23 protein-coding genes are annotated in these 21,689 nt (G+C 34.3%); 13 read left to right on the forward strand and 10 right to left on the reverse strand.

Features of this window, described 5'->3' with window-relative positions:
• Window positions 1-85: 85 nt before the first annotated feature.
• From MST30_RS14485 to MST30_RS14510, 7 genes are all read right to left on the reverse strand, one after another.
• Window positions 86-619, reverse strand: coding sequence for a hypothetical protein (locus MST30_RS14485; protein WP_243472124.1), 534 nt, complete (start codon window positions 617-619; stop codon window positions 86-88).
• A 199-nt stretch (window positions 620-818) separates the two neighbouring features.
• Entirely contained in the window at window positions 819-1,349 is a 531-nt protein-coding gene (locus tag MST30_RS14490; RefSeq protein WP_243472125.1) for a hypothetical protein, read from the reverse strand.
• 257 nt (window positions 1,350-1,606) lie between these two features.
• On the reverse strand, window positions 1,607-1,852 hold the full coding sequence (locus MST30_RS15775; protein WP_346346968.1) for a YdeI/OmpD-associated family protein: 246 nt from the start codon (window positions 1,850-1,852) through the stop codon (window positions 1,607-1,609).
• Window positions 1,853-1,902: 50 nt separating this feature from the next.
• Window positions 1,903-2,172, reverse strand: coding sequence for a DUF1801 domain-containing protein (locus MST30_RS15780; RefSeq protein WP_346346969.1), 270 nt, complete (start codon window positions 2,170-2,172; stop codon window positions 1,903-1,905).
• A gap of 167 nt (window positions 2,173-2,339) precedes the next feature.
• A complete protein-coding gene (locus MST30_RS14500; protein ID WP_243472126.1) occupies window positions 2,340-3,113 on the reverse strand; it encodes a DUF6090 family protein in 774 nt (257 codons plus the stop codon).
• Between the two features lie 177 nt (window positions 3,114-3,290).
• Window positions 3,291-4,031: a hypothetical protein gene (locus MST30_RS14505; protein WP_243472127.1), complete on the reverse strand. Its 741-nt coding sequence runs from the start codon at window positions 4,029-4,031 to the stop codon at window positions 3,291-3,293.
• Window positions 4,032-4,234: 203 nt separating this feature from the next.
• The gene (locus MST30_RS14510) at window positions 4,235-4,588 is read right to left on the reverse strand and encodes a 4Fe-4S dicluster domain-containing protein (RefSeq protein ID WP_243472128.1); all 354 of its coding nucleotides are present in this window, start codon (window positions 4,586-4,588) and stop codon (window positions 4,235-4,237) included.
• Between the two features lie 96 nt (window positions 4,589-4,684).
• Here MST30_RS14510 and MST30_RS14515 point away from each other — a divergent pair, with 96 nt between their 5' ends.
• The 8 genes from MST30_RS14515 (at window position 4,685) to MST30_RS14550 (ending at window position 12,481) form a co-directional block, all read left to right on the forward strand.
• A complete protein-coding gene (locus MST30_RS14515) occupies window positions 4,685-5,743 on the forward strand; it encodes an acyl-CoA reductase (RefSeq protein ID WP_243472129.1) in 1,059 nt (352 codons plus the stop codon).
• A 202-nt stretch (window positions 5,744-5,945) separates the two neighbouring features.
• Window positions 5,946-7,007 carry a 3-phosphoserine/phosphohydroxythreonine transaminase gene (gene serC / locus MST30_RS14520; RefSeq protein WP_243472130.1) on the forward strand — a complete coding sequence of 354 codons (1,062 nt, stop codon included), beginning with the start codon at window positions 5,946-5,948 and terminating at the stop codon, window positions 7,005-7,007.
• Between the two features lie 28 nt (window positions 7,008-7,035).
• Window positions 7,036-7,986: a D-2-hydroxyacid dehydrogenase gene (locus tag MST30_RS14525; protein ID WP_243472131.1), complete on the forward strand. Its 951-nt coding sequence runs from the start codon at window positions 7,036-7,038 to the stop codon at window positions 7,984-7,986.
• 103 nt (window positions 7,987-8,089) lie between these two features.
• On the forward strand, window positions 8,090-8,725 hold the full coding sequence (locus MST30_RS14530) for a DUF937 domain-containing protein (RefSeq protein WP_243472132.1): 636 nt from the start codon (window positions 8,090-8,092) through the stop codon (window positions 8,723-8,725).
• A gap of 197 nt (window positions 8,726-8,922) precedes the next feature.
• Complete coding sequence (locus tag MST30_RS14535; protein WP_346346970.1) at window positions 8,923-9,351, forward strand: DUF6146 family protein; 429 nt, start codon at window positions 8,923-8,925, stop codon at window positions 9,349-9,351.
• A gap of 28 nt (window positions 9,352-9,379) precedes the next feature.
• Window positions 9,380-9,874, forward strand: a complete 495-nt coding sequence (locus tag MST30_RS14540; RefSeq protein WP_243472134.1) for a DUF6787 family protein — start codon at window positions 9,380-9,382, stop codon at window positions 9,872-9,874.
• Window positions 9,871-10,212 carry a hypothetical protein gene (locus tag MST30_RS14545; protein WP_243472135.1) on the forward strand — a complete coding sequence of 114 codons (342 nt, stop codon included), beginning with the start codon at window positions 9,871-9,873 and terminating at the stop codon, window positions 10,210-10,212. The genes MST30_RS14540 and MST30_RS14545 overlap by 4 nt, the downstream gene beginning before the upstream one ends.
• A gap of 46 nt (window positions 10,213-10,258) precedes the next feature.
• Window positions 10,259-12,481 (forward strand): TonB-dependent receptor, encoded by a 2,223-nt coding sequence (locus tag MST30_RS14550; protein ID WP_243472136.1) that lies wholly within the window; start codon window positions 10,259-10,261, stop codon window positions 12,479-12,481.
• Between the two features lie 33 nt (window positions 12,482-12,514).
• Here MST30_RS14550 and MST30_RS14555 read toward each other — a convergent pair whose 3' ends face one another.
• Complete coding sequence (locus tag MST30_RS14555; protein WP_243472137.1) at window positions 12,515-12,781, reverse strand: hypothetical protein; 267 nt, start codon at window positions 12,779-12,781, stop codon at window positions 12,515-12,517.
• Between the two features lie 269 nt (window positions 12,782-13,050).
• Here MST30_RS14555 and MST30_RS14560 point away from each other — a divergent pair, with 269 nt between their 5' ends.
• Together MST30_RS14560 and MST30_RS14565 are read left to right on the forward strand one after the other, a co-directional pair.
• Window positions 13,051-15,570, forward strand: a complete 2,520-nt coding sequence (locus MST30_RS14560) for a DUF5916 domain-containing protein (RefSeq protein WP_243472138.1) — start codon at window positions 13,051-13,053, stop codon at window positions 15,568-15,570.
• Window positions 15,571-15,707: 137 nt separating this feature from the next.
• Window positions 15,708-16,370, forward strand: a complete 663-nt coding sequence (locus tag MST30_RS14565; RefSeq protein ID WP_243472139.1) for an ABC transporter ATP-binding protein — start codon at window positions 15,708-15,710, stop codon at window positions 16,368-16,370.
• 5 nt (window positions 16,371-16,375) lie between these two features.
• Here MST30_RS14565 and MST30_RS14570 read toward each other — a convergent pair whose 3' ends face one another.
• Window positions 16,376-16,828: a hypothetical protein gene (locus MST30_RS14570; protein WP_243472140.1), complete on the reverse strand. Its 453-nt coding sequence runs from the start codon at window positions 16,826-16,828 to the stop codon at window positions 16,376-16,378.
• Window positions 16,829-17,002: 174 nt separating this feature from the next.
• Window positions 17,003-17,530 carry a MepB family protein gene (locus MST30_RS14575; RefSeq protein ID WP_243472141.1) on the reverse strand — a complete coding sequence of 176 codons (528 nt, stop codon included), beginning with the start codon at window positions 17,528-17,530 and terminating at the stop codon, window positions 17,003-17,005.
• 255 nt (window positions 17,531-17,785) lie between these two features.
• On the opposite strand from MST30_RS14575, the gene MST30_RS14580 reads away from it, so the two are divergent.
• From MST30_RS14580 to MST30_RS14590, 3 genes are all read left to right on the forward strand, one after another.
• Complete coding sequence (locus tag MST30_RS14580; protein WP_243472142.1) at window positions 17,786-18,520, forward strand: DUF6263 family protein; 735 nt, start codon at window positions 17,786-17,788, stop codon at window positions 18,518-18,520.
• A gap of 169 nt (window positions 18,521-18,689) precedes the next feature.
• On the forward strand, window positions 18,690-20,087 hold the full coding sequence (fumC, locus tag MST30_RS14585; RefSeq protein ID WP_243472143.1) for a class II fumarate hydratase: 1,398 nt from the start codon (window positions 18,690-18,692) through the stop codon (window positions 20,085-20,087).
• Between the two features lie 193 nt (window positions 20,088-20,280).
• Window positions 20,281-21,684 (forward strand): T9SS type A sorting domain-containing protein, encoded by a 1,404-nt coding sequence (locus tag MST30_RS14590; RefSeq protein ID WP_243472144.1) that lies wholly within the window; start codon window positions 20,281-20,283, stop codon window positions 21,682-21,684.
• Window positions 21,685-21,689 lie beyond the last annotated feature (5 nt).

A 21,689-nucleotide genomic window follows, 5' to 3' on the forward strand; every position in this document is an offset into this window, starting at 1 on the left:
AGATTACTAAATAATGTATCACAACGGTTTGTGTGTAGTACGTATTCCGTGGGTATGCAATATAAACCGTATTGTATTGCTGTTTTTATTTTTCTACCAGAAATGGTTGATTCTTTAATTGCCTTTCATAATCCGCTTTCGTTTTGAATGGCCAATATTCAAAATCACCTTCTTTTTTCATTAATTCAAATTGTTGCTCTCTAGACATTTTTATATTTCTATAATACTGTCCAAAGGTTATTATGCTTTTCAATAAGTCATTAAAAGAAAATCGAATAATTGGATTAGTCATATCTACATAATTCCAATCGTATTCCTGATCTGAATGAAGGAATAAAATAAGTCTCGCAATATCTTTTATCTGTCCTTCTGTCAATTCATGTTTTCCTTTCAGCTTATGATTATAAGTGTCATTGTAGAGGCACCAAGAAAATTCAAGAATAGGTCTGATAATTTTATCATCGCATTTACTTTCTTTTGAGCGATAATATTGTTCTGGAAGCCAACCATAAGTTACATCATCCATTATTCGCTCTTCAAAATCATCGTTGCTTATCTGACCTGTCGAGAGTTGTCTCAGGTGTAGCGCAAGTTTCTTTCTTCTTTCTAGGTCAATCACATTTTTCAGTTTTCTAATGCACCTAAGGGCTCGGCTATGAGTAATTGTGTGGTTTAAGCAACTAATTTAGCAAATACAAACCGGATAGAAAATCCGCAAGACACCAGCAAACAGTGCGAATTGTGCGCTAGCAAATTTTCAGAAGTAGGCAAGAACAAGCAATTACTTATAGCCATTGTTGTGTGTGGTATTTCTTATATTAATTATCTATATCATACTTTTTATAAAAATAAGTCGCTCTGCCTTTTTCAATCTTATTATCTTTTAAATAAGACATAAATACAGGCTCGCTGACTTTGAGTGGTGTGTTTTTTAGATTATCTTTATCTTCAGAATTTAAAGAGAGTTCAAATACTTTCAGAGTATTTTCTTTTAATTCAATCGCATATACATCTCCAAACTTTTTTCCTTCATCCCATCCCGATAAACATGCATATTTCTGTCCATCGATATAGTGCATTGTTAAGTCGCATTTAATTGTTTCTGTAGTTTTTTTCTCTAGATTTCGAAAAGTCATTTTAACATATGCCCAATAGTCATCCTTTTTTCTAACTTCCATATAAGTTTTAACTTCATCCATTACAGTAATATCCCAACCTCCTTCTAAATCATCATCAATTTTTACTTTATTTGATTTTAAAACAACATTTGATATTGGTGATGGACACCCATAGAGTAAGGTGACACATAAAACAATAGCAATTATTTTTAATTTATTAAATTTTTTCATGTTCAGTTAATTTAAATTACAGCAAACGGTCTTGTGCAACCGTCAGTTACGGAATTAAAGTTAATGATTTTCGGTTTAGCACTGGCGTTAGCAATTCCGAGTGGATTCGAGAGCCTGTCCTGAGCATTATCGAATTCAAAATATATTTTGAATGAAGATACCTTACAACGTAAGTCGAAGAGCAGTCGAATCCTCCAACCCGAGCATAGCGAACAGGTGTCAGCAAATTGCGGTTATACATTGTTGTGCAACGTTTTTTATTCACTTTTTTCTAATTGTTTATGCGAACCATCGCAATTCGGTTTTCGTTTTGAGAGCCCACATACACAGTCGTTCAATCCATAACCATCCATTATTCTTTTCATATTTTTCTCAATTCGAGATATCTTTGTCTTGGATTGCTTTGGTTTATCAAAATGTAAGAGATAACCTCTTTGACGTCCAGCTGTCAAATTCTTAAACGCTTTTTCAAAGTCAGCATTTTCTGAAAAAATTTGTTCCAACTCTTCTGGTACATTAAATTCAGAAGTTTTTTTCTTTTCAACTTTCTTACCTAATTTTTCAATTCCGATTGCACGTTTTCAGTTTGTTGTACTAAAATCTTTTCAGGGTCTTTGAGTAATACTCCTTTATTAAATAAAATCGCACAGTAATCTTTAAACTCGTGAATTAAAACTATATTTTTCCCATTGTCAGTATAGCAAGGATGCATCCATTTGAAGTCTTCAATTAATCCACAATCAAGTATAATTTCACGAAGTCTGGTCAATTCCGATTTCCATTTTTTAAGTCCGCTAAGGTATCTGTTTACGTCTTCGTTCATTGGTTTTGCGGTTTCTCTCAAATGTTGCACAACGGTTTTGTGTATGGCTCGTTGCGGGAAATCCTCGCGGATTTCCCGCCGTAACCGAAAGATAGCAAATTGCAAGGAATTTTCGAAAGAGAATTCAGCCGCAATGAGCTATACACGGTGTTGTGCTTTCGTTATTTCTAATTTTTTCGACATTTTTTCACTAATAAGTCATAAGGTGAATTCATTAAATTACTTATTGTTGTTAAATGCTGTTTCTCTCTATCTGTCATTGAAATATTGAACAATAATTCCATTTGAAACTTTTCGTAATATTCGTTGTCTTTGTCCTTTGTCCAATCAACTTGCTTTAAAGTATGAAGAATCTCTGGTCCAATGATTTGATTCACGTATTCCAATTCTTGTGTACCACCAAATTCGATTGAACTGTTGAACAATCCAAATATGTTTTTTAGATTTTCATCTCTATTTTGTTTCATTTGAGTCTGTACGTTTTCCAATTCACTATAATATTGAATTAGGCTATTTTTAATTTTGATGTCATTAAGCAACTTAATGTTTCCTGATGAGATTAAATCTTTGAATGTAACATCGCGAACCACAAAAACATCACCTCTGATAGCTATTAAAAATTTGTTCAAAAGATATTTCTTGCTCTTTGTTCCTGAATCTAATTCCAACAAAAGCTCTTTACTTGTTTCAATCCTTTTATCGGCTTTTTCTAAAGATTGGACAATTAGTTGCTTGTCCATTTCTAAATCGTCCAAGATTCTGTTATAATAATTAAGTTCCGCTTTTATGTTCTTTCTATTGTCATTCCAATTGTTAATAGACAAAGCAATCAAAATTCCAATAACCACAAGCACTATTTCCCCAATCGCATAAATCAGATATTTACTGAATTTATTTTCAGTCAGCATTTTTTGTCTAATTTTCCTAAAGAATTTTATCATTGGTTAGCGTTTTCTGATAATGAAGCACAACGTTAGTATATACAAACCTAGCCAAAAAAGTAAGCATATACAACCCTAATTATGTGTTATTCAGCACCTTTTTACAAATTATGGCATAACCATATAAAAGTGAGTTATGTCGCACCTTAGTACATTCTAAACCAAACTCCCAAGCACCTATCTACCAAACAACACAGCACCATAACCATCACCACCAGGCAATAAAAAAAGCCCATCATTCACACGTTGGTAAAACGCCACGCGCGCCACAGCAACCAATGCACCATCACCCTCAGGCAAGCCATCTACCGCAATAGCAAAAGCAGTAGCATCAAAATCCCTATCAACAAAAACACCATCAGCCATAACACTAGTATAAGTACAAGTATCAAAATCAAAACGCAGCACACCAACCACAACCTCCATCGTATCCGCCCCATTAGGAAAGCGCGCACCAGCAATGCTAAAATCGCTAACCTCAAAACGCAAAGCATCCCAATCAAAACCATACGTACCATCAAACAAACGAGGCCGCTCTGGCGTTACCTTAAAGTCACTCAACATTCTCGGGCCATAAGCCGTAGCATAGCCAACACCAACCCTACGCTCCCCACGCTTAGAAGTAGCATCCAAATCCTTAATACCTAAAAACAAGCGCATCAATCGCGCATGCAACGTCCCATCCTTATAACCCACCAAAAAAGGCCGTAAAGCCAGCTTAAAATGCTTATTTACCTTAGAGCATAGCGCAAACTCAGTGTTACTCTCACGTACACGCTCCATACTTGGGCTCGTCTTTATAGCCTTAGCCGTAAAGCCACCACCAGCACGTCGCGCCGTAGGCACACCCTTTCTGTAGTAAAAATTAACACCACCCAAAGTCCCTTCAAAAAACACAATCCCTTTCTGTCTTGCCATAATATACTTATTTTCAATAACATAAATATATAAAAAATATATAACAAATCCCCATTTATGCCGACTATATGCCGACTATATGCCGACTTTATACCGTACTAAAGGTATGTTTCCTTAGGATATCCTTAAGGGTAAAAACAAAAAAATCCCGAGCCATAAGCTCAGGATTATTAGTCATCATTCATTAATAATGGTGCATCAATCTAATCGTCAGGATGCATAAAACGTTGCTTACCCAACAGCTCATCTTCAGTTTCTACATGGTCATCATCTGGCACACAACAATCTACTGGGCAAACCGCAGCGCACTGTGGCTCTTCATGAAAGCCCTTACACTCCGTACACTTATCTGGTACAATGTAATACAGCTCATCACTAATAGGCTCTTGCGCCTCGTCTGCATCTACTTCCTTTCCATTTGGTAATACAACATTACCTTCTAAGCTTGTTCCATCTTTATAGCGCCAGTCATCAGCACCTTCATAAATAGCAGTATTAGGACATTCTGGCTCACAAGCTCCACAATTTATACATTCATCTGTGATTATAATTGCCATAGTAAATTTTAGGTTTTTATTACGTAATTTTGCACCTGCCTGTCGGTAGACAGGGTTGCAAAAATAAAGCCAAAAAGGCGTTTTACCAAACTCTACATGGATTTACAACAAAGAATTAACGCATTCTCTAATTTAGGTCAGTTTTTAAATCAATTTGGCACCAATGGCATCCAAAAAGACGATACCGTTAAGGCTAATGAGCTTTTTTTTGATGGGTTCAAACACCAAATAAAGCTAGCTAAAGAACATAACGGTTGGTTTACAGATGCTAATGTGCATTTTAGCCTACAATCTTGGGCAAATGCACTAACTACCGCTAACATCAATAAATGGGTAAGCCAATACAATTTTAATAACGTCGAGCCAAAAACCGTAGGTATTATTATGGCTGGCAATATCCCACTGGTAGGTTTTCATGACTTCTTATCCGTACTTATGTCTGGTCACAACGTATTGGTAAAGCAGTCCTCAAACGACAAGCACCTGCTACCCTATTTAGCAAAGTATCTAGAAGTTGTAGAACCAGGCTTTAAAAACAAGATTACCTTTACACAAGACAAGCTCGAAAACTTCGATGCAGTCATTGCAACAGGTAGCGATAATACAGCACGTTATTTTGAATATTACTTCAAAAACAAACCATCCATCATCAGAAAAAACAGAAACTCTGTAGCCATTCTTACTGGTAAAGAGTCTAAAGACCAGCTAGAAGCCCTATCAGACGATATCTTTAGATACTACGGATTAGGGTGTAGAAATGTTTCAAAATTATTCGTACCCAAAGACTATAATTTCGATGCCTTCTTTAATGCAGTATACAAATGGCATCCCGTAATACACGAAGCCAAGTATGCCAACAACTACGACTACAACAAAGCCGTGTATCTTATGAGCGAATTCGACATGCTAGAGAATGGGTTTTTAATGATAAAGGAAGATGAAAGCTACGCCTCTCCTATTGCTACAGTGTTTTATGAGTACTATAACAATAGTGAAGAATTGAAAACCAAATTGCAACAAGACAGCGACAAGATTCAATGTATCGTCGCTAATAATTTCACAGAAAACGAAGTTACATTTGGGCACACCCAAAAACCAGAACTTTGGGATTATGCAGACAACGTTGATACTGTTGAATTCCTGTTAAAAATTTGATGCAAAAATTAGCAATTTATTAATGTTTTATAGGCAATAAATTAGCACCTTTGTAACTGTTCAAACAAAAAACAACAACATTCTGAAGCATCAGAAATGAAACTATATTCTTCATGAAACATCTATAATCATCTTAAGTCTAATAGCGAAAATGATAATAAGATGTTCCATGTGACCATTAAAAAGCAATAAATATTAACAGATGAAAAAACATAATTTTAGTGCAGGCCCTTGCGTACTACCAAAATCCGTAATCCAAAAAGCTTCTGAAGCCCTTATAAACTTTGACGATGGCTTATCACTTATAGAGATTTCACATCGTAGCAAGCCTTTTGTAGACGTTATGGAAAAAGCAAGAGCTTTGGCCTTAGAGCTTTTAGGTCTAGAAGGTAAAGGCTATAAAGCCTTATTCTTACAAGGTGGAGCTAGCACGCAGTTTTTAATGGTAGCCTTAAACCTTCTTGAGAAAAGAGCTGGATATTTAAATACGGGTACTTGGAGTGACAAGGCTATAAAAGAAGCTAAAATTTATGATGATATCTATGAAGTAGCCTCTTCAAAGAGTGCTAACTTTAATTACATACCAAAAGGTTACGATATCCCAGAAGATTACGATTATTTTCACTGCACGTCTAACAATACCATTTTTGGAACACAAATGAAGAGTTTCCCAGACTCGCCAATTCCTATGGTTTGCGATATGAGTAGTGATATCTTCTCGCGTCAATTAGACTTCACACAGTTTGATTTAATCTATGCAGGTGCACAAAAAAATATGGGTCCTGCAGGTACAACACTAGTGGTTGTAAAAGAAGATATCTTAGGAAAAGTATCGCGCAAAATTCCTTCTATGATGGACTATAAAGTACACATCAGCAAAGGAAGTATGTTCAATACACCACCTGTATTTGCGGTTTATACCTCAATGTTAACCTTACAATGGTTAAAAGATTTAGGTGGTATAAAAGCAATCGAAGAAGAAAACGAAAAGAAAGCACGTTTAATTTACTCAGAAATAGACTTAAACCCTCTCTTTAAAGGTTATGCGGTAAAAGAAGATCGCTCTATCATGAATGCGACTTTTACATTAGAAAACGAAAACCTTAAAGAAACATTTGATGCCATGTGGGCAGAAGCCGGAATCAACGGACTTAATGGTCACAGAAGTGTTGGAGGCTACAGAGCATCTATGTACAACGCTCTAAGTTTAGACAGTGTAAAAGCACTTGTAGAGGTTATGAGCGAACTAGAACGTAAAGCTTAAAAAAATAAAACAAAGAATTCCTAATTACATGAAAGTATTAGCAAACGATGGTGTTTCTCAAAGTGGTATCGACGCTTTAGAAGCAGCTGGTTACGAAGTGATAACAACAACAGTTGCACAAGAACAATTACAAAACTACATAAACGATAAAGAGATTTCTGTACTCTTGGTAAGAAGCGCTACCAAAGTAAGAAAAGACATTATAGACAACTGCCCTAGCCTTAAAATTATTGGTCGTGGTGGTGTTGGTATGGATAATATAGACGTTGAGTATGCAAGAGAAAAAGGGCTTCATGTTATTAATACTCCTGCTGCATCTTCACATTCTGTAGCCGAATTGGTATTTGGTCACTTCTATGGCTTAGCTAGGTTCCTTCATAACTCTAATCGCGATATGCCTTTAGAAGGAGATGCAAACTTTAAAGCACTTAAAAAAGCTTACGCTAAAGGTGTTGAATTAAAAGGAAAAACTCTAGGAGTTATAGGTTTTGGCAGGATAGGACAAGCTACTGCTAAAATAGGAATTGGTGCAGGTATGAACATCGTAGCCTTTGATCCTTTTATTGAAGAAACCACTTTAGAATTAGACTTTTTTGATGGTCAAAAAGCAAGCTTCAACATAAAAACGGTATCTAAAGAAGAGGTTTTAAAACAAGCAGATTTTATAACACTTCATGTACCAGCTCAAAAAGAGTACGTTATTGATGAAGCTGACTTTAACCAAATGAAGGATGGTGTTATTATAGCCAATGCTGCACGTGGTGGAGTTGTAAATGAAGTAGCGTTAGTAAAAGCAATAGAAAGTGGTAAAGTAGCGAGAGCTGCCTTAGATGTTTTTGAAAAAGAACCACAACCAGAAGTTCAATTGCTTATGAATCCTGCTTTATCGTTAACACCTCATACTGGTGCTGCAACCAATGAAGCACAAGACAGAATTGGTGCTGAACTTGCTGAACAGATTATTACTATATTAGGCTAACAAAATAAATGTGACCTAAATAAACAAAATGAGTCCTATAATTGTATGGGACTTTTTTTGTACCTTTTTTAACTGAATTTATTAACCTTAATTTTATAAAACAATGGCAGGAATATTAGACTTATTAAATAGTGATTTAGGAAAAACCATAATCAGTGGTGTTTCTGGTTCAACAGGAACGGATCAAGACAAAACAAGTAGTGTGTTAACAATGGCTTTACCTGTGCTTATGAAAGCTATGGAGCGTAATGCTTCTACTCCTGAAGGAGCTCAAGGTCTTATGGGCGCTTTAAGCAATAAGCACGATGGTAGTATCTTAGATAATTTAGGTGGCCTTTTTGGAGGTGGAGTTGATGAAGAGGTAAAAACTGATGGGTCTAAAATTTTAGGTCATATCTTAGGGAGTAAACAACAAGGTGTAGAGCAAGTTATTGGTCAAAAATCTGGATTAGATGCTGGTTCTGTTGGTAACATTCTAAAAGTTGCGGCACCAATCTTAATGGGTGTTTTAGGTAAACAATCTCGTCAAAAGAATGTAAGTTCTCAAAATGACCTTACTGGTTTATTAGGCGGACTACTTGGTGGTAACGATACTCAAAACGAACAAAGTTTCCTAGAAAAGATATTAGATGCCGATGGTGATGGCAGTGTTATAGACGACGTTGCAGGAATGGTACTTGGTGGTGCTAAGAAAAAAGGTGGTCTTGGTGGTCTTTTAGGAGGCTTGTTTGGAAAATAAAATCCTACCATGATTTACATATACTAAAGCAACTCTTAGGAGTTGCTTTTTTTCTATCTTAAAAAGATGTCTTACTCACCAAATAGCCCTATTTACTCATTCGCGGTTTCATTCTTTACAAATAGTGTTTTACTTTGTTTAACACTAATAATTCTTAATTGATTAAAATAATTAATATCTTTATTGTTATGAAAAAGATGATTCCATTTGTTGTTCTTATTGCGCTAATAGCTAGTTGCAAATCGTACAATTCAAACCCAACGATTAACAATGGTAATGACAATGCTTTAGTAGAAAACGACACGGTTTCTATTAGTGGTGATGAAAGTGACTACGAAATTATTATTATAGAACCTGGTTTTAACGCATGGTTAGCCAGTACAGCAAGACCTCGAGGTTTTCATTCCCAATCATATCTAGAAAAAAGAAATGCCTTTTTGGTACAGGCTTGGAACCAAAGAAACCTTCAACCATACAGCTATAATCCAGAATTGTATCAAGTAAGAATAGATTACGACACACGTACAGACTATGGTTATGAAGTTAACTACAAACTCTACAACTACTTTTTATACTTTCAGTTAAAATATAAACAGCAGCTAACCTCCATTATTCCTAGAATTTAGTGTAATTTTGCAGCACTTTAAAAGTGCTATGAAAAGGTTTAAAGAAAATTGGGAAATTCAGCATAATTGGCAATTAATTTTTCCGTTAATTGGTCTCTTAGGCTTAGGATATTCTTCATACAAATTAGCGACAGCTTTCTTTGCTGAATTTGGCACTATTGTAACCGTCTTTGCTACAGTTGTATTGTTCTATGGCTTATTAGTGTTAACATTAAAACTCTTTAAAATACTTGAAAAGCGCTGGATACTTGACTATAAATGGGAAATGATACGAGTATTTCTCGTTTTTGCTGTAACCGGATCTTCTTCCTTATTTATCGGTAGACCAATAATACAACTTCTTGGAATTACTAAAGAAAACTTAAACCCTATACTCTACTGGATATTATTTATTATCATTGGGCTTATTTTTTATCAAATTCTCCTAGTAACATTTGGCTGGCTATTTGGTCAATTTAAATTCTTTTGGGAATTTGAAAAAAAAATGTTGAGACGATTTGGTTTAAAACGCTTTGTGGATTGAGTAAAAAAACTATCATAAAACATATATTCAAAGTACTTTCTTTAATACTGATACTCGCAGTATTATTACCTTCTGCGGTAAAGCTTTCTCATGTTTTTGTGCACCACAAACACGAAGTCTGTAAAAATGACAACAATGATAAAACACATTTCCACGAGTTAGATGTTGATTGTGAATTTTACAAGTTTAAATTAACCCAGCAATTCTTTTTTAAACAAAAAGTTTTAGAACTAAGACACACGGAAGATAATTTTAAAATTACTGCATCTCAATATGAGTTTATCAGTAAATTTCAAAAACTTCAAACCTCACTCCGTGGTCCACCACAACTGATTTAATAGTATTCGGAAAAACTTAGTTTCTCAAATTATTAAATCATAAAACATGAAAAAAATATTAGTGCTAACCCTATGCATATTTAGCATGGGCTTAAGCGCACAACAACAACTTAAAGGCAAGGTCATTGATAAAAAAACAAAACAAGACATAAGCTTTGCCTCATTATATTTCCCAGAACTAGAAATTGGTGCTACAGCTGATGGTAGTGGCGAATTTGTTTTAGAATTAAGTTCTGGCACATATAAGCTAGTAGTATCTAGCATAGGGTATGAAACCAAATCAGTTCAAGTTTCAATACCAACTTCAGAAGACCTTATTATTGAACTTTCAGAGTCTGCCATAGAAATGGAAGAAGTTATTATATCTACACCATTTCATAAGCTGCAGAGCGAAAATGTAATGAAGGTAGAACAGATAAAAATGAGTGACGTAAACAGATCTGGTTCCATTTCGTTATCAGAAGGAATTACTAATGTTGCAGGTGTTGAGAGCGTAACTACAGGTAATGGTATTGGCAAACCTGTCATAAGAGGTTTAAGTTCTAACCGAGTTTTGGTATATACTCAAGGGGTTAGACTAGAAAACCAGCAATATGGTGACGAACATGGTCTTGGTGTAAATGGCGCAGGAATTGAAAGTGTAGAAATTATAAAAGGACCTGCCTCGTTACTCTATGGTAGTGATGCCTTAGGTGGTGTGTTGTATTTAAATCCCGAACGCTTTGCTAACAATAATGAATCTAGCGCAGATGCATCTGTAAACTATTTTAGTAATACCAGAGGTTACTCAACCAATGCTGGTTACAAAAGCTCAAAAGATGCCTTCAAATTTCTTTTTAGAGGTAGTCTTACCGAGCACTCAGACTATAAAACCAATAAATATAGAGTTACCAACACGCGCTACAGAGAGCAAGATTTTAAAGCAGGTTTTGGATACCAGTCTTCAAAATTTAAAACTGAATTGCGCTATAATCTGAATAATGCCAAAATAGGATTACCGGAAGAGATTGGTATTCAATCTACTAATAAAGCGCCTTTGCTACCTTATCAAAATATAGATAATCATATATTTAGTTCTAAGTCTACCCTATTCTTTGAAAATTCTAGTTTAGATTTAATCTTAGGCTATACGTACAACAACAGAAAAGAATTTGAAGAACATCATCATCATGACGAAGATGAAGACGAAGACCATGATGAAGAACACGAAGAAGGTGAAATACTAGAACCTGCACTTCATATGAAGCTTAAAACCTTCAACTATAACATGAAGTACAATCTACCAAAACTTGGTAAGTTTGAGACTATTGTTGGTGTACAAGGTATGAATCAAATCAACACTAATTATGGTGAAGAAACCCTAATACCAAATGCAACCACAAACGATATTGGTGTTTTAGCAACATCACATATTCATTTTGAAACTGTAGATGTACAACTAGGTGCAAGATATGATTACAGAGAAATTTCTATACAAAATATAGACAACAGAAATTTTAATGCTTTTAATGGTGCTTTAGGTTTTAAAACCAACTTATTTGAAAAGGCTACTGTAAGACTAAATTTAGCATCTGGTTTTAGAGCACCTAATTTATCAGAATTAGCTTCAGATGGTACGCACGAAGGTACAAACCGATACGAAATAGGAAATTTAGACTTAGAAAACGAACAAAATTTTCAAGTCGATTTGGCTTTAGAATATAAAAATGAACACATTGAGTTTTTTGCTAATGCCTTTTATAACAAGGTGAACAATTATATCTTCTTAAACCCAAATGGTGATTTTATTGATAATGATCCTGTATTTATTTACGAGCAAGAAAATGCAAGTTTATATGGTGGTGAATTTGGTTTTCACTTACATCCACACCCTTTAGACTGGCTACACTTTGAAAGTAGCTTTGAAACGGTTACTGGTAAATTAGATAATGATGATTATTTACCGCTTATTCCTGCTAACTCGCTTACAAATACTATTAGAGCAGAGTTTGATTCTCAACTGTTTAAAAACAGTTATGCATTTGTAAAATTGCGTTCTACATTTGCTCAAAATAATGTCAATCCGTTTGAGACAAGTACAGATGGTTATAATTTATTGAGTTTAGGTTTAGGAGGAACGGTAACAGTTTTCAATAATAATTTAGATGTTAGCTTAACCGCAACAAATCTATTAGACACAGAATATATTCATCATCTGTCTCGACTAAAACCCGATGGTATTTTGAATATGGGTCGAAATATTAATATTGGTGTTACTTACACACTTTAAAATAAAAAAGCACTCAAATTGAGTGCTTTTTTTTTATGCTTTAGAAAAAGACGGTTTAGCTTTTAAGACAAATGTGTATAACCACATTAACGAGAATGTAGGTATCACGTCAAAGAACGGTAATGCCTCCTCTGCAAATGAAATAACCGCAGCCACCTTACCTTCTCTTCCTTTATACATCTTTGTCATTAAATAGGCAGATAAAGGTGCCCAAACAATATCAAAAGGAGGAAAAACAAAAGATACATAACCTAATGCATCAAAGAGAATACTTAGTCCCAGTTTTCTATATCTATTCATGTATTATTTTAAATATTAATTCGTTTAATATTAAGCAATAAGCGTTCCAAAATTTAGTACTGTCAGTTCATATTGTTAATTCTGTTAACATATCTTAAACCTTTTTAACGTTTAATTAAGAAGCTTGCATATTTTCACAAGTTAGTTTTGTAAAAATGAATTGTGTATAAGCTTAAGAGTATAAAACCTCCATTACCAAATAAAAGTGTAACAATCAATCAAAACGTTAATCTTTATTAGCGAACCAAAGAATTCATCAATCAATCATTATGAACATACGTTCTGTTTTCATTCTGTTTATTCTTATTTTTTGCAGTGTTGCACATTCGCAAGAAGAAAATACTGTCCTTTCCAAGGATAAAAAAACACTCAACATTACCAGAGCTACTCAAAAACCCAAAATTGATGGTGTTTTAGACGATGCTATTTGGGAAAATGCAGAAATAGCAACTGGCTTTATACAATTTAGACCAGATATTGGCAATACACGACAAACAGAGGAGCGAACTGAAGTAAAAATGAGCTATGATGATGATGCTATCTATGTTGCAGCATATCTATACGATGATCCCACAAAAATATTAAAGCAACTGACTTCGCGTGATAATTTTGGACAGAACGACTTTTTTGCTGTGATTTTAAATCCCAATAACGATGCACAAAACGATACTGAGTTTTTTGTGTTCAGTTCTGGTCAGCAAGCAGACGCTATAGCTAATCCTAGTATTGGAGAAGACTTTAGCTGGAATGCTGTTTGGCAAAGTGCTGTACAAATTGTAGATGATGGTTGGATTGTAGAAATGGAAATACCATACAGAACCTTACGTTTTGCAGACCAGGAAGAACCAACTTGGGGACTTCAATTTCATAGACACTTTAGAAGGGAACGTTCACAATACACATGGAATAAGTACGACCCAAAACAAGGAAACATAGGTCTTTATCATGGAGAGCTAAAAGGCTTAAAAAATCTAAAACCACCTGTAAGGCTTAACCTCTACCCTTTTTCAACAGGAATTTTGAATAGCTACGATGGTGATACCGAAACCGATTTAACCTTTGGAATGGATGTTAAATATGGTATTACAGATAACTTTACGCTAGATGCTACTTTGGTGCCAGATTTTAGTCAGGCTGGTTTTGACAGAGTGGTTTTAAATCTTGGCCCTTTTGAGCAGACATTTTCAGAACAACGTCAGTTTTTTACTGAAGGTGTCGATTTGTTTTCTAAAGGAGATTTATTCTTTTCAAGACGTGTTGGAGGAAGACCTAGCGGTGAACTAAATTTAGCCGATAATGAAGAAGCTAACATACCTGACGAAGTTAAAGTGCTAAACGCTTTAAAAGTTTCGGGTAGAACAAAAAAAGGACTTGGAGTCGGAATTTTTAATGCCATTACCGAAAAAACCTTCGCTACTATTACCAATACCGATACTAACGAAAAACGTCGTGAGGTTGTAGAACCTTTTACCAATTACAACATTTTGGTTGTAGACCAACAGTTTAATGGTAATTCTTCTATAAGTCTTATAAATACTAATGTAATGCGTGAAGGTGAGTATAGAGATGCAAATGCTACTGCATTGGTAACAAACATACAAAACAAACGCAACACGTATCGTATAAGAGGAGAAGCAAAAATGAGTAATGTTAATCCTCAGTTTAATAATACACAAACAGGCTACAGTACGTTTTTCTATGTTGCTAAATCTCACGGAAATTTAAGATACAGTTTTGACCATAGTTTTGCCGATACCAAATACGAAATCAATGATTTGGGACTCAATTTTAGAAACAACTTTAACAACTTTGGAGCAGATATATGGTATCAGATTTTTGAACCTAAAGGCAACTTAAACCGGTACAGCGCCAGCGCCTATATTAACTATAGAAACCTTGCTAATCCTGGCACATTTACAGGTACCAATTTTGGTGCAGAGTACAATGCCCAGACCAAAACGTTGAACAATTATGGATTTTGGGTAGATATGGAACCAGGCAAACAGTATGACTACTTTGAATCTAGAGACGGACGCTATTTTATATATGAAAATATAGCGAGTACAGGTGGATACTATTCTTCAAACTATAACAAAGTCTTTGCTTTTGATATTAATGCTAATACCTTCAAAATATTTGAAGATGGTAGAGATTTATTTGGTTATAACTTATCCTTAAACCCAAGAGTTAGACCAAATGACAAACTTTTAATGGTGTATAGCTTTAACTTAAACATGTCTAACGGATCTCGTGGTTATGCTACTTACCAAGACGATCAGCCTATTTTTGGGGAACGAAATCGTAAGCGAGTAACCAACACCATTTCTGCAAACTACACATTTAATCCTTTTAACTCACTTGCATTAACATTTAGGCATTATTGGGACACTGTAAATTACGATAACGAGCTATTTACACTACTAGACAATGGTCTTCTCACAACAGAACAAGGCTATACGGTAGATAATGTTGAGGAATCTCCAAACATTAATTTTAGCACATGGAATATAGATCTAAGCTACTCATGGCAGTTTGCGCCTGGCAGTTTCTTAACCGCTTTATACCGAAACCAGCTTTTTAATTTCGATACGAAGTCTCAGGATAGTTATTCTGAAAGTTTAGGCACACTTTTCGATCAACCAATACAGCATACTATTTCCGTAAGACTTCAATATTTCTTAGACTTTAATGGTATTAAATCTATTTTTAAAAAGAACGACAAACCTCAAACTGGGCAAGCCAATAACTTCTTTTCACCTCGTAAAAGAAAATTTGGTATCAACTCTTAATTTTTGGTCAATTCTTTAGTTTCTCAGTACAAGATTACAAGCTCAACTTTGCTCGGAACAACATTAAAAGCTAACAACTTAAAAGTCCAACAATCTAAGCGTCTAATAATCTAAAAAAATAGTATTTTCGCTGTTGTATGATAAAAGCTACCAACATTCACAAATCGTATAAAGATCTACACGTTTTAAAAGGTGTAGATATTAACATTGCTGAAAGTGAAATTATCTCTATAGTTGGTGCTTCAGGAGCTGGTAAAACCACGTTGCTGCAAATTTTGGGTACACTAGATAAACCCGATTTTAAAAGTGATACAACCTTAGAAATCAACGGACAATCTATTACAACACTTAACGATAAGGCCTTAGCAAAATTTAGAAACAAGCATATTGGTTTTATCTTTCAGTTTCACCAATTATTACCAGAATTTACAGCTTTAGAGAATGTTTGTATACCTGCATTTATCAATAACACTCCAAAAGCAGAAGCCGAAAAACGTGCTATAGAATTGCTAGAGTATTTAGGTTTAAAGGATAGAATACACCACAAGCCAAATAGCATGTCTGGTGGTGAACAACAGCGTGTTGCTGTAGCTAGAGCTTTAATTAATCAACCCAACATCATTTTTGCCGATGAGCCTTCTGGTAATTTAGATAGCGAATCTGCAGAACAACTGCATCAACTATTTTTTAAGCTTAGAGATGAGTTTAAACAAACGTTTGTCATTGTTACTCACAACCAAGAACTAGCTAACATGGCAGACCGAAAATTAACAATGGTTGATGGGAAGATTGTAAGCTAAAACTTCTACTCTGTTTTATTTTCTTTCATATAATCAGAAATTGCTGACCTAGAGTATAATTCTCCAAGTGCATGTGCAAAAGCCGTGGTCATTCTTTCATCCCAATTTTTAACATCATTTTCAAAAGATTTTTGTAATTGGGCATTGTTTATTGGCATTCCTAAATAATAGGTTCTTCCTGAAACTTCTGACTTAGCAATGATTAAAATACCTGCTAATTTGTTCTCCTTTGTTCTTACAAGAGCATTAAAATTAAACGAATAATCACTTTTAGTTATACTATCTATAAGATCTATTTTATAGCCACTCTTTATATCTAGACCAGAAGATTGTTGCATTTCGTAGCCTCTTATCATGTAATTGTATTCTTCAGAACTGGTTCCGTTAGTTTCAGAATTTTGAGAAAATGATAAATTTAAAGTTAGGATAATCGCAAAAAGAGAAAGTATTCTTTTCATTGTGTAGGTAAATTTAAGATTAGGGTTAAGCCAAATATATTAATATTTTACTTTCAAAATTATTTTAGCAACAATTAATTTATATAGTGAATTTGGATAGTTAACCGCAACAACTTTTTTTAGAATCAAGAAAAGTTTAAGCAAACCACAAGGTATACCAGAACAGACAATTACTTACAGACTTCCTATGTTCGTAGTACAATATAATTCGTTTACTTTTTTAAAATCAGTTGTTTTATTAATCTCATAAAAATAATTCAATTGCCATTTTTGAGTCTTTTCCGCCTGTTTATTTAGTGTTTTATCCCAAATTGGATAAACTCTAAATCCTCTTTTTCCATCCTTTTTTTCAGAGGTAATGAAGCCTTTATTGATTAATTCGGATTTTGGAAATACGAACTGTCCAAAACGGTCTCCAGATTTTGAGTTAATTACATAAAAATCAAATTGGTCATTTTCAGAATAAGGTTCCGTTTCTTTATTTTGATTTCGTTTCCAAAAAGTCACAAATTGTCCAACTTTTTTAGGTGTAATTTTTGAACTTCTTGAAACAATTTTCATTCCATTTAGTTCAAATTGGCAAGCGTCATATTCGATTCCTTCAAGTTCGTTATTCACTTTGGAAATATTAAGAGATAATTTGTCGTAAATTTTAGTTTTAACCTCAATAAGATTTTTATTCAAAGTTTCAATTTCAATCATTTATAATTATTATCTCTAATGTTCAAGTATTTTGCTGTTGATTTTACATAAATCAGTTAAGATACAGTTCCGTTTAATGAACTATATCGATTGATACTGAAACATGTTCAGCATAGGTAAGCAAGTTCGTCCTTTTAAACCAATAAGTCAACACATAGAGTCACGTATTTTCAAACTAGTGCTTTACTAAATTAAAAGTTTTCTAACTCGTTTTAAATCTTATATTTGCTCGTATAACATTTATAAAATTACAAAATGAAAAAAATACTATTAGCCCTATTGCTGTGTGTTGGCACCTTAGCCTTTTCGCAAGAGAAAGTTTTATTACGTTTAAACTATGAAAAAGGTGATACCTATGAAGTAAAAATGACAATGAACCAAAATATGGGAGAAATGATGACTATGGATATGACCATGTCTATGAATCTTAATGTTACCAATGTTGAAGACGACAATATTGTAACAGAAGCTACATATAGCCATGCTAAAATGGACATGGAATCTATGGGTCAAAAAATGGGATACGATTCTAACACTAAAGAGTCAGAGATGGATCCGTTTGCACAAGGTATGCATGTTGAAATGAAAAAGCTCTTAGAAACTGTTATAGAGATTGAAAATGATAAACTGGGTAACATTACTAGTACAGAACTTAAAGCTGGTACGTCTGATATTAGCGCTTTTAAAGATAATATGAGCGGTATGGTATATCCTGAAGACGCTGTAGAAGTTGGTACTAAGTGGACTGTAACAAAAGAACAACAAGGTATGACTTTTGAATACACTTATGAAGTTGTATCTATTACCAGTGATACTGTAGAATTAGAAATAAAAGGAAACATTACTGGTACTGCTGACGGTACTTTTGATGGAAAAAGTAGTATTGATATAGATACAGGAAATGTTGATATATCAGAAATGAATATGTCTTTTTCAGTAGAAGGACAGGATGTTAAATCTAAAATTGTAATAACATCTATAAAAAAATAATGCTACAATTAATGCAAAACTAAAAAGCTCAGAATTATCTGGGCTTTTTTTATTACCGTAAACTCTAAACACTTTAGGATATAAAAACTATGAGACAAAACCATAATTTTAATAGCAATACACTTACAAAAACTGTAATTTTGCAAGGCGTTAAAAAACATACATTATCATGACATACAGAATAGAAAAAGACACCATGGGTGAGGTTAAAGTGCCTGCAGATAAACTTTGGGGAGCACAAACTGAACGTTCTCGTAATAATTTTAAAATTGGTGCACCAGCCTCTATGCCTTTAGAAGTGGTTTATGGCTTTGCGTATCTAAAAAAAGCTGCTGCTTATGCTAACTGCGATTTAGGAGTTTTAGACAAAAACAAACGCGATCTTATAGCACAAGTTTGTGATGAGATTTTAGAAGGTAAACACAATGACCAATTTCCTTTAGTAATTTGGCAAACAGGTTCTGGTACGCAAAGTAACATGAATGTAAATGAAGTCGTTGCCAACAGAGCTCACCAAATAGCTGGCAAAGTAATTGGTGAAGGTAACAAAACCATTCAGCCAAACGATGATGTTAACAAGTCGCAATCATCAAATGACACCTTCCCTACTGGTATGCATATTGCTGCTTACAAAAAAGTAGTAGAAACGACTATTCCTGGTGTTATTCAGTTAAGAAACACATTACATAACAAATCTATTGCCTTTAAAGATGTAGTTAAAATTGGTCGTACACACCTTATGGATGCGACACCTTTAACTTTAGGTCAGGAATTTTCGGGCTATGTATCGCAATTAGACCATGGCTTAAAAGCTTTAGAAAATACTTTAGCGCATCTAAGTGAATTAGCTTTAGGTGGTACTGCTGTTGGTACAGGTTTAAACACACCTGAAGGTTACGATGTATTAGTAGCTAAGTACATTGCTGAGTTTACAGGTTTACCATTTGTTACAGCAGAAAATAAATTTGAAGCCTTAGCAGCTCATGATGCTATTGTAGAGACACATGGTGCCTTAAAGCAATTAGCCGTATCTCTGAACAAAATAGCTAATGACATTAGAATGATGGCTTCTGGTCCACGCTCAGGTATTGGTGAGATCATCATTCCTGCTAATGAACCAGGAAGCTCTATTATGCCAGGAAAAGTAAATCCTACACAGTGTGAGGCCTTAACTATGGTTTGTGCACAAGTAATGGGTAATGATGTTGCTGTTACTGTTGGTGGTACACAAGGGCATTACGAGCTTAACGTATTTAAACCTATGATGGCTGCCAATATTCTTCAATCAGCGCAATTAATTGGTGATGCTTGCGTAAGTTTTGAAGAAAATTGTGCTAGTGGTATTGAACCAAACCATGCTGTGATTAAAGAATTGCTTAACAACTCATTAATGTTAGTAACCGCTCTAAACACCAAGATTGGTTACTATAAAGCTGCAGAGATTGCAAATACAGCTCATAAAAACGGAACGACTCTAAAAGAAGAAGCTATTAATTTGGGTTACGTTTCTGCAGAAGACTATGACGAATGGGTAAAACCAGAAGACATGGTTGGTAGTTTAAAGTAATTACATAATTAAAAGATAAGAATTCGCCAATTTGAATGTGGTTTTGAAAATAACAAAAACCCATACTCAAATTGGCGTTTTTTAGTAGTATAATACTTTACTATGTGCAATATTTAAATTACTGAATATCAACAAAAAAAAGTACCATCATAAAATAAATTCCTACATTTGCACAAACAAACCACAATTCAATATGAAAAAAATTTTACTTTCAACTTTATTCTTTTTAATGTTTGCTTTTTCTGTAGATGCGCAAACGGTTTGGGCAGCAAAATCAACTATTAATGCCAGTACAGGAGATGCACCTTATGCTATTGATTCTGGTCTTATAGATGGTGATGCTTTTCAAGATATTATTATTGGTACATCTTTGGATAATACCATTGAATGGTACAAAAACAATGGAGATAATACATTCACACTTCAAACTTTAGTAACGAATACTTTAAGCGGAATTGGTACTGTTAAATTAGTAGACCTCAACGGAGATTCATATCTTGATATTTTAGCAACTGCTTATGGTAATAACAAAGTGGTTTGGTTTTCTAATGATGGTTCTGGGAACTTTTCTTCTGAAAATGTAATCTCATCTTCTGTTAATGGAGCTTCTGATGTGTCTTTAGGAGACATTAATGGAGATACTATTGTAGATTTTGCCATTACTGCTTATAATAGTGGTGAAGTGGTTTGGTTTTCTAATGATGGCTCAGGGAATTTTACACTAGAATCAGAAAAAATTGATGATACCTTAAATGCTCCAGGCAATGTAGATCTTAGCGATATTGATGGTGATGGTGACTTAGATGCACTTGTTGCTACAGCTGTCTATAGTGGTGATGTTATTGAAATTTTTAGAAATGACCTTGTACCTGGTGGTACAGTAAGCTTTACAAAAGATGCAACTTCTGTAACAACAGGAAAAGTTGGAGTTTTTAGTGCTGCTTTTATGGATTTGGATGGTGATACCAACCTAGATATTTTGGCAACAGAAGTTTCTTATGGTGGTGGACCAGCAGGAAATCTGTACTGGTACGAAGATAATGGTGCTGGTTTTACAGAGACCGTATTTACAACATCAATAGCTAATCCTTCTGTGGCACAATTTATAGATGTAGATAATGATGGTTTAAAAGACATTGTACTAAGTAGTGGTTCTTCTGGTGCAGGAAATGACCTCGTTTGGTTTAAAAATAACGGAGCTGGTAGTTTTGGTAGCGAAACTGTAATTGACAATACACAAAGCCAAGCGTTTGTATTCACAGTTAATGACTTTGATAATGATGGAGATAATGACATTGCGAGTTGTGCCTATAATCAAGATGCTTTAAACTATTTTGAAAATGAACTAGAGTCTTTGGGTACACCAACGTTTACCAACTTATCCTTTAAAATGTTCCCTAATCCAACAAAAGATGTTATAAATTTTGAAGGTCTAGAAGACAACACAATCAATATTTCTGTTACTGATGTTTTAGGAAAAGTGGTTCTTACTAAATCTCAAAATTCAAATCAAACTCTAGATGTTTCTAGTTTGGCAAATGGAATTTATACCATAAGCATCAATGAAAAATTTACTTCTAAATTTATTAAAGAATAGATTTA

The organism is Winogradskyella sp. MH6, assembly GCF_022810765.1.
Classification (GTDB): Bacteria; Bacteroidota; Bacteroidia; order Flavobacteriales; family Flavobacteriaceae; genus Winogradskyella.

Excerpts from the sequence above, each read along its gene's own strand:
- MST30_RS14490 (WP_243472125.1), bottom strand. The coding sequence starts at position 1,349 with ATGAAAAAATTTAATAAATTAAAAATAATTGCTATTGTTTTATGTGTC.
- MST30_RS15780 (WP_346346969.1), bottom strand. The coding sequence starts at position 2,172 with ATGAACGAAGACGTAAACAGATACCTTAGCGGACTTAAAAAATGGAAA.
- MST30_RS14500 (WP_243472126.1), bottom strand. The coding sequence starts at position 3,113 with ATGATAAAATTCTTTAGGAAAATTAGACAAAAAATGCTGACTGAAAAT.
- MST30_RS14505 (WP_243472127.1), bottom strand. The coding sequence starts at position 4,031 with ATGGCAAGACAGAAAGGGATTGTGTTTTTTGAAGGGACTTTGGGTGGT.
- MST30_RS14510 (WP_243472128.1), bottom strand. The coding sequence starts at position 4,588 with ATGGCAATTATAATCACAGATGAATGTATAAATTGTGGAGCTTGTGAG.
- MST30_RS14515 (WP_243472129.1), top strand. The coding sequence starts at position 4,685 with ATGGATTTACAACAAAGAATTAACGCATTCTCTAATTTAGGTCAGTTT.
- serC (WP_243472130.1), top strand. The coding sequence starts at position 5,946 with ATGAAAAAACATAATTTTAGTGCAGGCCCTTGCGTACTACCAAAATCC.
- MST30_RS14525 (WP_243472131.1), top strand. The coding sequence starts at position 7,036 with ATGAAAGTATTAGCAAACGATGGTGTTTCTCAAAGTGGTATCGACGCT.
- MST30_RS14530 (WP_243472132.1), top strand. The coding sequence starts at position 8,090 with ATGGCAGGAATATTAGACTTATTAAATAGTGATTTAGGAAAAACCATA.
- MST30_RS14535 (WP_346346970.1), top strand. The coding sequence starts at position 8,923 with ATGATTCCATTTGTTGTTCTTATTGCGCTAATAGCTAGTTGCAAATCG.
- MST30_RS14540 (WP_243472134.1), top strand. The coding sequence starts at position 9,380 with ATGAAAAGGTTTAAAGAAAATTGGGAAATTCAGCATAATTGGCAATTA.
- MST30_RS14550 (WP_243472136.1), top strand. The coding sequence starts at position 10,259 with ATGAAAAAAATATTAGTGCTAACCCTATGCATATTTAGCATGGGCTTA.
- MST30_RS14555 (WP_243472137.1), bottom strand. The coding sequence starts at position 12,781 with ATGAATAGATATAGAAAACTGGGACTAAGTATTCTCTTTGATGCATTA.
- MST30_RS14560 (WP_243472138.1), top strand. The coding sequence starts at position 13,051 with ATGAACATACGTTCTGTTTTCATTCTGTTTATTCTTATTTTTTGCAGT.
- MST30_RS14565 (WP_243472139.1), top strand. The coding sequence starts at position 15,708 with ATGATAAAAGCTACCAACATTCACAAATCGTATAAAGATCTACACGTT.
- MST30_RS14570 (WP_243472140.1), bottom strand. The coding sequence starts at position 16,828 with ATGAAAAGAATACTTTCTCTTTTTGCGATTATCCTAACTTTAAATTTA.
- MST30_RS14575 (WP_243472141.1), bottom strand. The coding sequence starts at position 17,530 with ATGATTGAAATTGAAACTTTGAATAAAAATCTTATTGAGGTTAAAACT.
- MST30_RS14580 (WP_243472142.1), top strand. The coding sequence starts at position 17,786 with ATGAAAAAAATACTATTAGCCCTATTGCTGTGTGTTGGCACCTTAGCC.
- fumC (WP_243472143.1), top strand. The coding sequence starts at position 18,690 with ATGACATACAGAATAGAAAAAGACACCATGGGTGAGGTTAAAGTGCCT.
- MST30_RS14590 (WP_243472144.1), top strand. The coding sequence starts at position 20,281 with ATGAAAAAAATTTTACTTTCAACTTTATTCTTTTTAATGTTTGCTTTT.